This window comes from Stenotrophomonas sp. 107298_Sma (genome assembly GCF_056480345.1).
In genome coordinates, this window is the sequence record NZ_CM151094.1 from 3,299,931 (window position 1) to 3,314,166 (window position 14,236).

Here is a 14,236-nt window from a genome sequence, read left to right on the forward strand (position 1 = left end):
GTTTTCATTTCACCGCGCGGCAGCCTCAGCTGGCGGCGGCGCGTACCGCGGCAGACAGGCGATCGAGCGTGTCCTGCATCAGCGTCGCGTCGTCAGCTTCCACCGTAACCCGCACCACCGGCTCGGTACCGGAAGGACGCAGGAAGGCACGACCACGACCGGCCACCGCCTGCTGCGCGTCGGCGAGCGCGGACTGCACACTTTCAGCCTGCACCGTGGCCTTGGCCGAGACATTGCCCAGCCGCACGTTCACCGTCTTCTGCGGCACCCGCACCAGCCCCTTCAGCGCCTGGCGCAGGGTCTGGCCGTTGTTGCGCAGCGCCACCAGCACCTGCAGGGCACTGACGATGCCATCGCCGGTGGTGGCCCGATCCAGGCACAGCAGGTGTCCCGACGCTTCACCGCCGAGCACGCCACCACCTTCGATCAGCGCCTGGTGCACGTAGCGGTCACCGACGTTGCTGCGCAGGAACGGAATCTGCAGATCGGCGAAGGCCTTCTCCACACCGTAGTTGCTCATCAGCGTACCGACCACCGGACCGCGCAGGCGACCTTCGTCCTTCCACGCACGTGCCAGGATGTACAGCAGGTCATCACCATCGACCGGATTGCCCTGGTCGTCGGCCATCAGCACGCGGTCGCCATCGCCATCGAAGGCGATGCCGAGATCGGCGCGGGTCTCGCGGACCTTGGCCGCCAGGTTGTCGATATGGGTGGAACCGACGCCGGCGTTGATGTTGACGCCGTTGGGTTCAGCACCGATACCGATCACTTCCGCACCGAGCTCGCGGAACAGCAGCGGTGCGATCTGGTAGGTGGCCCCATGCGCACAGTCCAGGACCAGGCGCACGCCACGCAGGTCGAATGCACGCGGCACGCTGGCCTTGCAGAATTCGATGTAGCGGCCGACCGCCTCACGTGCACGCGAAGCTTTGCCCAGCTTCTCCGATTCGGCGGTGGTGAACGGAACATCCAGTGCCGCTTCCAGCGCCAGCTCGGTGGCATCGTCGAGCTTCTCGCCCTGGGCGGAGAAGAACTTGATGCCGTTGTCGTAGTGCGGGTTATGCGAAGCACTGATGACGATGCCGGCATCCACGCCCAGCGTGCGGGTCAGGAAAGCCACGGCCGGGGTCGGCATCGGCCCCAGCAGCTGCACATCAGCACCGGCGGCGACCAGCCCAGCCTCCAGCGCCGCTTCGAACATGTAGCCGGAAATGCGGGTGTCCTTGCCGATGATCACGATCGGCCGGCGCCCGTCCTGGCCACGCTGGGCCACCAGCACCCGGCCCAGGGCGTTGCCCAGACGCAGCACGAAGTCGGCCGAGATCACGCCCTGGCCGACCCGCCCACGGATGCCATCAGTACCGAAGTACTTGCGGCCTCCCATCACGCCACCTCCGGCGCCGGCTGACGGCCCAGCATCGCCAGCAGGTCGGCGAGACGGTCACGCATTTCACGGCGGTCGCAGATCTGGTCGATGGCGCCGTGCTCGAGCAGGAACTCCGAACGCTGGAAGCCTTCCGGCAGCTTTTCGCGCACGGTCTGTTCGATCACGCGCGGGCCGGCGAAGCCGATCAATGCCTGCGGCTCGGCGATGTTGATGTCGCCCAGCATCGCAAACGATGCCGATACGCCACCGGTGGTCGGGTGGGTCAGCACCGAAATGAACGGCAGGCCGGCTTCACGCAGCTTGCCCAGCGCCGCCGAGGTCTTGGCCATCTGCATCAGCGAGAACAGGCCTTCCTGCATGCGCGCACCGCCACTCTGCGAGAAGCATACATAGGGGGCACCGATCTCGACTGCGGTTTCGGCAGCCAGCGAGAAGCGCTCACCCACCACCGAGCCCATCGAGCCGCCCATGAAGGCGAAGTCGAACGACGAGGCCACCAGCGCACGGCCCTTGAGCAGGCCGCGCATGGCGATCAGCGCGTCGTACTCGCCGGTGTTCTTCTGCGCGATCTTGATGCGCTCGCTGTACTTCTTCTGGTCCTTGAACTTGAGCAGGTCGGTCGGGCCCAGGCGCGCAGCGATCTCGGTGGTGCTGTCGGCGTCGAACAACGCTGCCAGGCGCGCACGTGCACGGATCGCCATGTGGTGGCCGCACTTCGGGCAGACCTCCAGGTTCTCTTCCAGTTCTGGCCGGTACAACGCGCTGCCGCAGTTGCTGCACTTTTCCCACAGGCCCTCGGGGACGCTGCGCTTCTTGCTGGGGGTGTTGTCGGTGCGGATGCCGGACGGCATCAACTTGCTGAGCCAACTCATGCGGGAGGACACTTCCGTTCAGGGCGGCCCATGGGCCGCAAAGGCGGACAGTCTAGCTCCGCTTTCCCTGCCCGTGCACCCCCTGTGCCACCGGCGGAAGGCCGGGAAAAACCATGCTGGGACGTACGTTTAGCGCGGCAACGCCGCGCGGGTAGTGCCGGGCCATGCCCGGCGGATCCCCTTGCGCCCGGCACCGCCGGGCATGGCCCGGCGCTACCGTTACTGGTCCAATGCCTGCCGCAGCGGGGCCAGGAAGGCAGCGGCACGCTGCGCGGCCTGTTCCACCGAGCCCGCCTCAGCCAGCGCGGCGACCAGCGCGCTGCCGACCACCACGCCATCGGCCTGGCGGGCCATGGCCGCAGCACTGGCTGCATCCTTGATGCCGAAACCTGCCACCACCGGCACCGATGCGCGCGCGCGCAGGGCCTGCAGCCGAGCGCTTGCGGCATCGCTGTCCAGCCGCTCGGAGGCACCGGTGACGCCAGCGAAGCTGACGTAGTAAAGGTAACCACGCGCCAATGCCAGCAGCTTGTCGGCACGTGCCTCGCTGGTGGTCGGCGAGGCCAGCAGCACCAGCGCCAGGCCGGCTGCATCGAAGGCCTGCTGCGCCTCACCGGCTTCTTCCGGCGGCAGGTCGACCAGCAGCACTCCATCGACACCGGCGTCCACGGCGTTCCTGGCGAATGCTGCGTAGCCATGGATCTCCACCGGGTTCAGGTAGCCCATCAGTACCACCGGGGTCTGCGCGTCGCGCTCGCGGAACTGCGCCACCGCCCGCAGCACGTAACGGCTGCCAGCACCGCGTGCCAGCGCGCGCTCGGAGCTGCGCTGGATGGTCGGGCCGTCGGCCATCGGGTCGGAGAACGGCACGCCCAGCTCAATCACATCAGCACCGGCTCCAACCAGTGCATGCATCACCGGCACGGTCGCCTCCAGCGAGGGATCACCGGCGGTGATGAAAGGGATCAGCGCCTTGCGCTGCTGCGCGCGCAGGCGCTGGAAACAGGCATCGAGTCGGGAAACAGGCATCTCAGGCACATCCTTCAATCAGTTCAATCGCATCGCTGGTCCCCCAGTACATCTGGATGACCCTCCCTTCAAACAGTTCCACGCGGATGCCAAGGGCCGAGCCCGGGTCCTGCCAGGTCAGGTACTCGCCCTGCTCGCCATCGTAGGCATGCGGGCTGGACACAGGCGGCTTCGGAAACCGGGCTACCGCCTGGGCGCGGGTCATGCCGACGCGCAGGCCGAACGGGCCCGGCTGCTGGGTCGGCGCCCCGCTCTCCGGATCCAGGCCGAGGTCGAAACGGACCACGCGATCTTCGTCGGTCATCATCGACACGCCGGGCGGCAGCCCCTTGCCGTCGTAGTACTCGCAGCTTCCGCCGAGCGCTTCGACCGCTCCTTGTGCCGTCCACGGCCCGAATGCCTTCAGATCCGTCATGTGTTGTCCGATCAGCACCTCGCCGGCATGGTCCAGCGCCACCGAGACCACCGCCGGCGCGTCATCGCTGTTGGTCTCTTCCGTGGAGGGCGGATCGTCGATCGGCGTGCGCGCCATCGGGTCGAGGTCATCATTGGCCGCCGGTTGCTGCACCGGTTGCGTGGTGGCCTTGGCCGCCGGTGCCAGCACCGGCGGTTCCGGCGGCTGGCATGCCGCCAGGCCGAAGGCCAGCAGAAGCACGCCGCTGCTTCGCAGACGCGCGCTCACAGCACCAGGCCTTCGCGCGCGGCGATGGTGTGCACATCCTTGTCACCACGGCCGGACAGGTTGCACAGCACGATCTGATCGCGCGGACGCTCGCGTGCCAGCTTCATCGCCTGCGCCAACGCGTGGCTGGATTCCAGCGCCGGCAGGATGCCCTCGGTGTGCGCCAGCAGATGGAAGGCCTGCAGGGCCTCCTCATCGGTGATGCCCAGGTAGCGCGCGCGGCCGCTGTCGGCCAGGAACGCGTGCTCCGGGCCGACGCCCGGGTAGTCCAGGCCGGCCGACACCGAATGGGTCTCGATGATCTGGCCGTCGTCGTCGCACAGCACGTAGGTGCGGTTGCCATGCAGTACCCCGGGGCGACCGGCAGCAATCGAGGCCGCATGGCGACCGGTATGGATACCATCACCGGCCGCTTCGGCACCGACGATTTCGACCTGACGATCATTGAGGAAGGCATGGAACAGGCCGATCGCATTGCTGCCTCCGCCGACGCAGGCGGTGATCGCATCGGGCAGGCGGCCGTACTCGGCCAGCATCTGCTCGCGTGCTTCGCGGCCGACGATGGCGTTGAAATCGCGCACCATGCGCGGATAGGGATCCGGGCCGGCGACTGTACCGATGATGTAGAAGGTGTCCTGCACATTGGTCACCCAGTCGCGCATCGCTTCGTTGAGCGCATCCTTCAGGGTGGCCGAGCCGGAGGTGACCGGCACCACCGTCGCGCCCAGCAGCTTCATGCGGTAGACATTGATCTTCTGCCGCTCGATGTCGGTGGCGCCCATGTACACCACGCATTCCAGGCCCAGCCGTGCGGCGACGGTGGCACTGGCCACGCCATGTTGGCCTGCGCCGGTCTCGGCGATGATGCGCTTCTTGCCCATCCGCGCCGCCAGCAGCGCCTGGCCGATGGTGTTGTTGATCTTGTGCGCGCCGGTGTGGTTCAGGTCCTCGCGCTTGAGCAGGATCTGCGCGCCGCCGACATGGTCGCTCAGGCGCTGCGCGTGGTAGATCGGGCTCGGCCGGCCCACGTAATGGGCCAGGTCGCGGTCGTAGGCCAGCTGGAATTCCGGATCCTGGCGGGCCTGGTCATAGGCCTGGGCCAGTTCCTGCAGCGGGCCGACCAGGGTTTCGGCGACGAAGCTGCCGCCGTAGCGGCCGAAGTGGCCCTGGGCATCCGGGAAGGCGTGGTAGTCGGCAATGGGGGAGGCAGACATGGAAGCGACCGCTGGTTCGAGACAGGTGGATACTCTAGCGCACGGGTCGTGACCGGAAAATCGATATTATCTCGCGTATATCGTCAGGAAATCTCACATGAGCCGCTCCCTGCTGCCACCGCTCAATGCGCTGCGCGCCTTCGAGGCCACCGCCCGCCTGGGCGGGGTTGGCCGCGCTGCACAGGACCTGCACGTCACCCACGGTGCGGTCAGCCGGCAGCTGAAGCTGCTGGAAGACCACCTCGGCCTGGCGCTGTTCCAGCGTGCCGGCCGTGGCCTGCGCCTGACCACTGCGGGCATCCGTCTACAGGCCGCCTGCAGCGAAGCCTTCACCGGCATCGAGGACTGCGTGCGCGAGCTGGGACGACCCGCGGCCTCTCCGGTACTGGTCCTGGGTTGCAGTGGCAGCGTGCTCGCGCGCTGGATGATCCCGCGCCTGCCCGCGCTGCAGGCCGCCTTGCCCGGCGTGCGCCTGCAATGGTCGGCGCTGGACGGCAGCTTCACCGAGGCGCAGGCGGCACTGGATGCGGTGCTGCTGCTTGCACAGGGACCGTGGCCACGCGGTTGGCAGGTGCGCGAACTGGCAGCGGAACGGGTCGGCGTGGTGGTGGCCCCCTCGCATCCGGCGGCACTGCGCCTGCGCAACGTGCCGCCGTCTGCACTGCTGAAGGAGACACTGCTGCACACCAGCTCACGGCCACAGGCGTGGCCGGCGTGGGCGCAGGCGCACGGCCTGGAAACGTCCAGACTGCAGCTGGGCAGTGCTTTCGAGCACCTGTACTACCTGCTTGAGGCGGCTGTGGCCGGGCTGGGCCCTGCGATCGCGCCCGAGCCGCTGGTCGCGGAGGATCTGGCGGCGGGCCGGCTGGTCGCGCCGTGGGGATTTGCCGCCACGGGTGGCTTCTGGGTACTGGCGCGGCCGGACGGCCCGGTCGATGCGCGCGTGGATGCCCTGGCCGACTGGGCAGCAGCGCAACTGCGATGAGGCGAGGCCCCGGGCGGCATTCACCACCCGGAGCCGGCAACACATTCCTCAGCGACCGCCCATCGCGACCCGCTGCTGCTCCTCATGCACCTGCTGCTGATGCGACGGATCTGCAAGCAGCTTGGCACTGGTCTGCTCCAGCGACGGTGGCGCCTGGGCCAGGTCGACCGCGGTGCGGAAACCCGGCGTCGTGCCCATCACGAACGCCTTGCCATCCTGCACCGTGATGCTCTGCAGCTTGTCGGCCGCGTCGATACCGTTCTGCTTTGCATGCAGCGTGATATTGGCCGCAGCTTCTTCGGAGAACACGCTGGGAAGCTTGCTGCGGACGGCGTTGTGCAGTCCGTGGTCCGGATGTGATGCATCGTTCAGCGACGGCCCCTTCGGCACAGCCGCTGCAGGTTCATGGCCCTGCACACGGCCCGCCGCCAGTGCGGCAGTGGTCTGGCGACCGACAATTCCATCGGCCACCAGCCCCTGCTGTTTCTGGAGCGCGATCACCGCTTCGCGGGTGTGGTCACCGAAACGGCCATCCTCTGACAATCGATGGCCCTGCGCATCACGCACGCCGAGCTGGTTGAGAGTCTGCTGCAACGCCTGCACGTCGGTGCCGCGCTGCCCATGCTTCATCACCTCGCCGGCCGCCGGGTGCGATGCAGCCGGCTGCACGCTGGCGGCAGGCCGGGACGGCGCAGGTTCGCCACTGCCGTGCAGCGGCGCGCGCACCTGGAATTCCGGCTTCGGTGTCAGCGCACCAACGATGCGGGTGCTTCCGCCATCCCAGTACCCGCCCGGCCGGATGGTGACTTCGGCCGGCCCGGTGCTTCCCTGTGATCCGATGAACTGGATGTTTCCCTGCGCATCGTAGCCTTTGAAAATGCCGACATGCTGGCCCTGCGACGAGGAGAACATCAGGATGTCGCCCTGCTTCAGCGATCCGTTCGGCTTGCGTGCTTCGGCAGCCGGGGTCACATCGAAATGCTCGCGTGCGTAAGCCGTGGTGTTCGCACCATTGAACAGCGTCGAAGTAGTGAACCCGGCAGCATTCTCGCCGCGCACGTTGTAACCCGCGTTCTTCAGGCCGCGCCATACGAATGCCGAGCAATCCACGCCGAAGCGTCCGTCACCATCGAGGTCACGCTCCAGCCGGCTGCTGTCACGCCCGGGACGTGGATGGTCCGGGCGCCCGTATTCGTACTGGCGGCCCGAGGCCATGAAATGCTGATAGGCCTCGTTGTAGACCGCGGCACTGCCGACTGCAGCCGCGGCCTGGCCCACAGCGGGCGCCGTCGCCGAAGGCGACTGCACCTGCGCCTGGGTCTGTGTCTGCACGGGCGCGGCCGACTGCTGAGTGCGCGTGGGTTGCTGCAACGTGGCGACCTCACCCGGCTGCCAGCCCTCGAAACGGCGGATGCCGTCTGCCAGCACCTCGCGCTCGCGCACGCTCATCTGGCCGACGGTCTTCGAGCGCAGGTCGACACCCTGGCGATCGCCCTCGGCATAGATGGTGGCCGCCTGTTCCTTGTGGTGGGTGGTGCCGCTGTAATCCTTCGTGGAGTAGCTCGGCAGCATTTCCTCCACGGTCTTGTCACCGAACCGGCGTTCGAGCAGCTGGATCTTCGCCACCCGGCCGGCTTCATAGCTCTCGAAAACCGCGTTGCCCCACTGGTCGAGATCGACCACGCCCTTGTAGCGCCCCTGCGCCGATTCCAGTGCCTGCTCGCGGGTACGCGGATTGGTGACCGTTTTGTCCGCGCTGCCGGCGAATTCGAACTTGAGATTGCCAGGATTGTTGTTGCGCCACGAGACGCTGCCACCTGATCGTTCGACGACGCTGCCATCGTCCATTTCCATCGTGCGCGTGGTACCTACGCTGCTGACCAGCCGGGTGATTTTTGGATCCGACATGAGCTGTTCCTTTGCCAGTGGTTGATTGGACCGCTCCCCTGGCGGTGATTACATTCCGTTGGAAAACACGTCGAGCACGTCCGCACTGACCCAACCCTGTGCGCAGTTCCCGGCGTAATGTCCCGGCGCCGCCGCATGGCAGGCCTCGCCCCCCGTGTTCGCCAGGCCAGTGATCGGCCTGTCGCCATAGGTGTCACACAATGTGTTTCCCTTGCACTTCCCGACTGTCGCAGCGGGAACCGCAACGACGTAATAGAACAGCGGGTTCTGTCCGGCGCGCCCGATGCCCTGCACACAGACCAGCTGCCCCTTCGACAGCTTCGCGGTCACGCTGACCTTGCTGCCGGTGGATGGCACCGCATTCAATGTCTCCACGCCCTTGGCGTCGGCCACGCCAGCGAAGAAACCCTGGTCGCCACAGTCCGGCGACAATTCGACATCGTAGAAATCACCGCTGTCCACGTCGCCGGCCGTGCAGCCACTGCCGGTACTCGCGTTGCTGCATTTCACGCCGCTGGCTTGGATCAGCGACGCCAGACCGTCGGCAGCCGGTGCTGCCGACGGAACCGTGGCCGGTGCCGTGGCAGGTGCGGCTGCCGGTGTGGCAGCAGCCGGTGCCGATGTGGCCGGGGCGGATGAGTCGCCGGCCGCACACGCGCCCAGGGCAAGCAGCAGGCCGGGCACGATCGCCAGGCGGGCCAGGCGGATACGGCGGGAAGAGAGATGGGGCATATCCATTGCGTCCTCGTTGGAAGGTAAGGCGTATCTCGAGGGTGCTGCCAGCGACACGCACGCAGCGTCGCACCCAACCGTGACAGGCTGGGCGCATTGTGTCCGATCAGATGTTTGGGGGCTGTCGACTTTTTGGCGCTGGAACCTGAATCAGCCGGAAGCGTGATGCTCGTCGCATTCAGGGGGCGCCCGCCTTCAAAGCGCAGCGCGCTACAGGCCAGGCTCGCAGGCTACGCACACCCGCCAAGGAGACAGACCCGGCGGAATGCACCGTCGCCGATGACATTCCGGGCGCCCCCCTCAGGTGACGCGGATCACTCCAGAACGGTGCAATCGGCGCGGCGCACTTCCTCGACGAAGGTGCGCATCTTGTAGCCGTCCTTGATGCCCGGCTCCAGTTCGATGCCGCTGGAGACGTCCACGCCCCACGGCAGCGTCGCCAGCACGGCGTCGTAGACGTTTTCCGGGTTCAGGCCTCCGGCCAGCAGGAACGGACGGTGCAGTCCGGTCGGGACGCGGCTCCAGTCGAACGCCACGCCGGTACCGCCACCGCCGCCCGGCGCATGGCTGTCGAACAGGAAGCCGGCTGCGCTGGGGTAGCGCAGCTGCAGGGTGCGTGCGTTGACCTCTTCACGCCCGCCCATGGCGATCGCCTTCAGGTACGGCATGTTGAAGCTGCGGCAGAAGCTCTCGTCTTCCTCACCGTGGAACTGCAGCAGGGTCGGTCGCACCGTGCGCAGCACCTCACGCACCTCTTCCTTGCTGTTGTTGCGGAACAGCGCCACCACGTCGACCATCGGTGCGATCGCCTGGCGCATCGCGCGCGCTTCGGCCGGAGCGACCCGGCGACTGCTCTCGCGGGCAAAGATGAAACCCACTGCGTCCACGCCCAGCTCACCGGCCAGGCGGACGTCGCCGGCACGGGTCATGCCACAGAACTTGATGCGCGTACGGTAGTAGGAACGGCTCATAGCGTGACCTCGGCGGGCAGATGCCAGTTGTCGGGGTACAGGGGCCCAAGGAACACCAGGCCCTGCGGCGGTGCGGTGGGACCGGCTACGGTTCGATCACGCCCGGCCAGCAGTTCAGCGATCCATTCCACCGGTTTTTCGCCGCTGCCCACCAGGATCAACGAACCGACGATATTGCGGACCATGTGATGAAGGAATGCATTGCCCTGTACTGAGACTTCGATCACCTCGCCGTGGCGGCTGACCTGCAGCGACTGCAGCTCACGCCGCGCGTGCAGCGCCTGGCACTGGACCGAGCGGAATGCACTGAAGTCGTTCTCACCGAGCAGGGCCTGTCCGGCGGTGTGCATGAGCGTCTCGTCCAGCGCACGCCGCTCCCAGCTCAGGGTCTGCCGCTCGAGCGCCGGCCGCACTTCACGGTTGAGCAGTCGGTAGCGGTAGCGGCGCGCGCGCGCCGAGAAACGGGCATGGAAATCGTCGGCGACCGGAACACACCAGCGCACTGCGATCGAACGCGGCAGACGGGTGGTGGTGCCCAGCATCCAGGCGCGCGGATCGCGCACCACGTCGGTATCGAAATGCACGACCTGGCATTGGCCGTGCACACCGGCATCGGTACGACCGGCACAGACCACCTGCAGCGGCGTGTCCGCCACCGACGACAGGGCCTGTTCAAGACTGGCCTGCACGCTGGGACCACCTTCGCCCAGGTTCTGCCAGCCCCTGAAATCGCTGCCGTCATACTCGACGCCAAGCGCGTAACGCATGTGCTACCTCGGAGTTGCGGAGGGGGTGACGCTCAGGCCGGGTCGCGCTCGGACCAGACCGCCAGTTCATTGCCACCGGGCTCGACGAACTGGAAGCGGCTACCACCGGGGAAAGAGAACACCGGGCGCACGATCACGCCGCCGGCATCACGCACGGCCGCTTCGACCGGCGCCAGCTGATCGGCATACAGCACCAGCAGCGGTGCGCCACCTTCCGTGGCCCGCTGTGGCTGGCCGCGGAAGAAACCGCCCTGCAGGCGGCCGTCGTCGAAGGCGGTGTAATCGTTGCCGTAGTCGACGAATGACCAGCCAAACGCTTTCTCGAAGAATGCACGGCTGGCGGCCGGATCGCTGGAAGCGAATTCAACGTAATCGATGCGGCGCTCGCGGCTCATGGCACAGTCCTTGTCGGCAGGTTCGGTCAGGGCAGGCGGGCCAGCAGTTCCCGGGCCTGTGCCTGGCTGTGCAGGTCGCCGCCTTCGGCGACTTCCAGCAGCAGGGTACGCGCAGTCTGTGCGTCACCCAGGTCGAGATAGGCGATGGCCAGTTCCAGGCGCTCCTGGCCAGCACGCGGTGACCAGCCAGCATCGTTGGTGGGTGCGGCATCCGCCGTAGCGACGTCATCAGCGTGCGCGTTGTCGATGCGGTCATGGTGGACGCGGTCGACCACGGCCTCGACCTCATGCGACTCCGCCGGCAGGTCAAATACGCCACGGAACTGCGGCTGTTGTTCGGCGTGCAGCGCATAGTCCGGCACACCGACGTCGGCAGCGGCTTCCTGCACCGCCGGTTCGTCAGGGTGCTGTTCGACGACAAGCCCGTCGTCATGTCCGGACGCTGGCTCGTCCCAGCGCGGCTGTTCGGTCACTGCCGCAGGCAGCTCCACCACATCCTCTGCGCGCAGCGTCCCGACCTGCCAGTCGGCCTGCACTGCTTGATGGGCCGTCGGCTCGGCATGCGACGGGTCATGCGTTTCGAGCTCGGTTTCGGTGGCCCACGCTGGCATCGCCGGCTCCTGGCGCCCCCCTTCGGCAACCACCGACGACCATGAAGACTGCTCGGCCAGGGTATCCAGCGCGGCTCCAGCCGGAACCGCCGCAGCAAGCCCGGTGGCATCGTCTTCTTCACGCAACGGCGGCAATGGCGACGGCTTGCGACGGCGCAGCAGCCACGCCGCAGCGGCCGCCAGCAGCAGCACCGGCAGGCCCAGCCAGTACCATGGCGTTGCTGCGTCGCGGGCACCGGGGGCCTGCGCGAGGCGTTGCTGCGCGGCGGCCAGATCGTTGTCCTTCATGGCAATCAGCGACTGCTGCTGCTGCTTCAGCGCTTCCAGGTCGGCCACGCGTTGCTTCAGCTCGCCGATCTCGGCATCGCGGGTGGCGATGTCCTCACGCGCCTGGCGCAGTTGTTCGTTGCCCAGCATGTCACCCTCGCTGCCGGCAGCGGTGCCGGTGGTTGTGCCCGCACGCGCGGCGTCGGACGCCAGCGCCGGAGCGATCTCAAGTCGTGCCCCGTTGGCCGCAGCCGGGGAGGAATCGGTGGCCGCGACCGCCTTGGCGACCGGGGCGACCGTGCCCGCGGGTTGCGGCACGGTACGCGCCTGCCGCCATTGCGCGGCGTGCTCGCGCACCAGCGCAGCGGCCTCGGCGGCATCGACGGCTGCCAGCGCATCACTGCCCGGCATGCGCAGCACCGCGCCCTGCTTGAGCAGGTTCACGTTGCCCCGGATGAAGGCTTCGGGATTGGCGCGCAGCAGGGCGATCATCGCGCGGTCGCGGCTGATCTGGTTGCCACGTGCCACCGCGCCGGCGATCTGCGACAGGGTCTGCCCGCGCTGCACGGTGACGCTGCCATCGGCTGACGGCGCGGCAACAGGTGTGGCTGCTGTACGCGGGCGAGCCGGCACCGGCGCAGCGGTGGATGCACGCACGGGCGCTGGCACGCTTGCCGTTTCGGCTGCTGCAGGCTCAGGCGCCGCGTCCCGCGTGATGGTGTTGGACAGGGTGCCTGCAGGAGCAACGATCTCCGGTTCGGCCACGGCCAGCGCACTGGACGGTGCATCGACCAGCGCCGAGTACTCGCGCACCAGCCGGCCCTGGCCCCAGTCGGCCTCGATCAGGAAGCTCAGCGACGGGGTCTCGACCGGTGCCTGCGAGGTCACCCGCACCACCGCCCTGCCCTGTGCATTGCGGGTCAGTTCGAACTGCAACTCGCTGACCAGCCCGGTTGGCCGTTGCAGGCCTACGCGTTCGAAGGTGACCGGTGAGGCCAGCGCCACGCGCAGGTTTTCCAGTTCGGACGGGTCGGCCGAGACCACCGGGATTTCTGCCAGCAGGGGCTGGCCCGGCTTGGACAGGACACGGATGTCACCCAAGCCCAGGGCAAGCGCCGAACTGCTGGCCAGGGCCAGCAGCGCGGCGGAAAGATAGCTGAGCGGGCGCTTTGCGCCCTTGGCCCGTTTATTCATGGGCGACACTATAAAGCGTGCGGACCGGAGTCCGCACCAACCGGAAAGACCCTTGAGGTAGTGCCGGCCGCTGGCCGGCAATCCCTTCAGCTGGTGGATCAGGGCAATGCCGGCCAGCGGCCGGCACTACCGGTGAGGCAACCGATGTGATCAGCGCTGTTCGGCAGCGACCAGCTCGGCCAGCTGCACGGCGTTCAGGGCCGCGCCCTTGCGCACGTTGTCCGACACGATCCACAGGTTCAAGCCGCGCGGATGCGACAGGTCCTCACGGATGCGGCCGACGTACACCGCGTCGGTGCCCGACGCATGCGTGACCGGAGTCGGGTAGCCGCCAGCCTCGTGGCGATCGACCACTTCGATGCCCGGCGACTGCTCCAGCAGCGCGCGTGCTTCGGCGACGGTCACCTTGTCACGGGTTTCGATCGCTACCGACTCGGAGTGACCATAGAACACCGGCACGCGCACTGCAGTCGGGTTCACCAGGATGCTGTCGTCGCCGAGGATCTTGCGGGTTTCCCAGACCAGCTTCATTTCTTCCTTGGTGAAGCCGTTGTCCTGGAAGTCGTCGATGTGCGGGATCAGGTTGAAGGCGATCTGCACCGGGAAGCGCTGCGGATCGATCTCCTGGAAGCTCAGCAGCTGACCGGTCTGCTTGCCCAGTTCTTCCAGTGCCGAACGACCGCCACCAGACACCGACTGGTAGGTGGATACATTGATGCGCTCGATGCCGTACTTGCGATGCAGCGGCGCCAGCGCGACCAGCATCTGCATGGTCGAGCAGTTCGGGTTGGCGATGATGCCGCGCGGGCGGTTGGCAATCTGGTCCGGGTTGACTTCCGACACCACCAGCGGCACGTCGTCGTCGTAACGGAAGGCCGAGGAGTTGTCGATCACCACGGCACCGGCAGCGGCGAACTTGGGGCCGTATTCCTTGGACACGCCGCCACCTGCCGAGAACAGGGCGATATCCACGCCACTCGGATCGAAGGTGGCCAGATCCTGGATCCTGACCTTGTTGCCGTTGAACTCGACTTCGCCACCGGCCGAGCGCTCGGAAGCGAGCAGGCTCAGGGTGCCGACCGGGAAATCGCGCTCGGCCAGGATGGCCAGCATGGTCTCGCCGACCGCACCGGTGGCGCCGACGATGGCGACGTGGAAGCTGCGTTGTGCATTGCTCATGGGGGAAACTCTCACGAAAACAGGGATGGGGAAAAATCAC

At 67.2% G+C, this 14,236-nt stretch carries 13 protein-coding genes; 1 reads left to right on the top strand and 12 read right to left on the bottom strand.

Translation table 11 applies throughout. The features are described from left to right. Positions 1 to 25 precede the first annotated feature (25 nt). The 5 genes from glmM to trpB form a co-directional block, all read right to left on the bottom strand. Positions 26 to 1,387, bottom strand: coding sequence for a phosphoglucosamine mutase (glmM, locus tag ACZK2G_RS15570; protein ID WP_136639387.1), 1,362 nt, complete (start codon positions 1,385 to 1,387; stop codon positions 26 to 28). Then, positions 1,387 to 2,262: an acetyl-CoA carboxylase, carboxyltransferase subunit beta gene (gene accD, locus ACZK2G_RS15575; RefSeq protein WP_006381208.1), complete on the bottom strand. Its 876-nt coding sequence runs from the start codon at positions 2,260 to 2,262 to the stop codon at positions 1,387 to 1,389. Before accD ends, glmM begins: the two co-directional genes overlap by 1 nt. Before the next feature lie 219 nt (positions 2,263 to 2,481). Then, positions 2,482 to 3,291 (bottom strand): tryptophan synthase subunit alpha, encoded by an 810-nt coding sequence (trpA, locus tag ACZK2G_RS15580; RefSeq protein WP_253078222.1) that lies wholly within the window; start codon positions 3,289 to 3,291, stop codon positions 2,482 to 2,484. A gap of 1 nt (position 3,292) precedes the next feature. Beyond that, entirely contained in the window at positions 3,293 to 3,973 is a 681-nt protein-coding gene (locus ACZK2G_RS15585; RefSeq protein ID WP_478473779.1) for a hypothetical protein, read from the bottom strand. After that, positions 3,970 to 5,187 (bottom strand): tryptophan synthase subunit beta, encoded by a 1,218-nt coding sequence (gene trpB / locus ACZK2G_RS15590; protein WP_006381255.1) that lies wholly within the window; start codon positions 5,185 to 5,187, stop codon positions 3,970 to 3,972. Before trpB ends, ACZK2G_RS15585 begins: the two co-directional genes overlap by 4 nt. 97 nt (positions 5,188 to 5,284) lie before the next feature. Between trpB and ACZK2G_RS15595 the strand changes: the two genes are divergently transcribed. Then, the gene (locus tag ACZK2G_RS15595) at positions 5,285 to 6,172 is read left to right on the top strand and encodes a LysR family transcriptional regulator (protein ID WP_478473781.1); all 888 of its coding nucleotides are present in this window, start codon (positions 5,285 to 5,287) and stop codon (positions 6,170 to 6,172) included. Positions 6,173 to 6,220: 48 nt separating this feature from the next. Here ACZK2G_RS15595 and ACZK2G_RS15600 read toward each other — a convergent pair whose 3' ends face one another. The 7 genes from ACZK2G_RS15600 to ACZK2G_RS15630 all read right to left on the bottom strand — a co-directional run bounded on the left by ACZK2G_RS15600 (position 6,221) and on the right by ACZK2G_RS15630 (position 14,196). Then, positions 6,221 to 8,080: a C40 family peptidase gene (locus tag ACZK2G_RS15600; protein ID WP_478473783.1), complete on the bottom strand. Its 1,860-nt coding sequence runs from the start codon at positions 8,078 to 8,080 to the stop codon at positions 6,221 to 6,223. 48 nt (positions 8,081 to 8,128) lie between these two features. Beyond that, positions 8,129 to 8,818, bottom strand: coding sequence for a hypothetical protein (locus tag ACZK2G_RS15605; RefSeq protein WP_337302890.1), 690 nt, complete (start codon positions 8,816 to 8,818; stop codon positions 8,129 to 8,131). Positions 8,819 to 9,126: 308 nt separating this feature from the next. Continuing rightward, positions 9,127 to 9,783 carry a phosphoribosylanthranilate isomerase gene (locus ACZK2G_RS15610; RefSeq protein ID WP_135274607.1) on the bottom strand — a complete coding sequence of 219 codons (657 nt, stop codon included), beginning with the start codon at positions 9,781 to 9,783 and terminating at the stop codon, positions 9,127 to 9,129. Beyond that, on the bottom strand, positions 9,780 to 10,550 hold the full coding sequence (gene truA, locus ACZK2G_RS15615; protein WP_136639381.1) for a tRNA pseudouridine(38-40) synthase TruA: 771 nt from the start codon (positions 10,548 to 10,550) through the stop codon (positions 9,780 to 9,782). The genes ACZK2G_RS15610 and truA overlap by 4 nt, the downstream gene beginning before the upstream one ends. Before the next feature lie 32 nt (positions 10,551 to 10,582). After that, the gene (locus ACZK2G_RS15620) at positions 10,583 to 10,945 is read right to left on the bottom strand and encodes a VOC family protein (RefSeq protein WP_478473786.1); all 363 of its coding nucleotides are present in this window, start codon (positions 10,943 to 10,945) and stop codon (positions 10,583 to 10,585) included. Between the two features lie 26 nt (positions 10,946 to 10,971). After that, on the bottom strand, positions 10,972 to 13,017 hold the full coding sequence (locus ACZK2G_RS15625) for a FimV/HubP family polar landmark protein (RefSeq protein ID WP_478473788.1): 2,046 nt from the start codon (positions 13,015 to 13,017) through the stop codon (positions 10,972 to 10,974). A gap of 150 nt (positions 13,018 to 13,167) precedes the next feature. Beyond that, positions 13,168 to 14,196 carry an aspartate-semialdehyde dehydrogenase gene (locus ACZK2G_RS15630; protein WP_295379484.1) on the bottom strand — a complete coding sequence of 343 codons (1,029 nt, stop codon included), beginning with the start codon at positions 14,194 to 14,196 and terminating at the stop codon, positions 13,168 to 13,170. Between the last annotated feature and the right edge of the window lie 40 nt (positions 14,197 to 14,236).